Consider the following 376-nt stretch of genomic DNA (forward strand, 5'->3'; position numbering starts at 1 on the left):
ACTTCTGGGCGGTCCCGGCGCTTCAGGTCGCGCACATCCTTGCGATCGCGGCTGCTTTCGGATCTGTGCTCATGATCAACATGCGCATCCTGAGGATCAGCGGGGTCGACCGAACGATGGGCGACACTGTCGCGCGGTTCGCACCGTGGATCTGGTGGGCTTTGCTCGTCCTGGTCATCAGCGGACTCGGGATGATCATTGCCGAGCCAACCCGCGAGCTCCTCAATGCGGCCTTCTGGATCAAGATGATCCTCGTGATCTCGATGATCGGGGTGACTCTGGCCTTCCAGGCGCGGACGGTGCGGCTCAACGTCAAGGATTGGGAAGCCACGCACGCGCGTCGAACTTCAGTCCGGCTCACCTCAGCGGCGATACT

Annotated in this window: 1 pseudogene; it reads left to right on the forward strand. The window is 62.0% G+C overall.

The annotated features are described in order from the left end of the window. Nucleotides 1-71: 71 nt before the first annotated feature. Nucleotides 72-376: pseudogene (locus tag MRBLSP13_RS20765) on the forward strand (hypothetical protein); the annotation flags it as partial.

This window comes from Sphingobium sp. LSP13-1-1.1 (genome assembly GCF_040676415.1).
Taxonomy (GTDB): Bacteria; Pseudomonadota; Alphaproteobacteria; order Sphingomonadales; family Sphingomonadaceae; genus Sphingobium.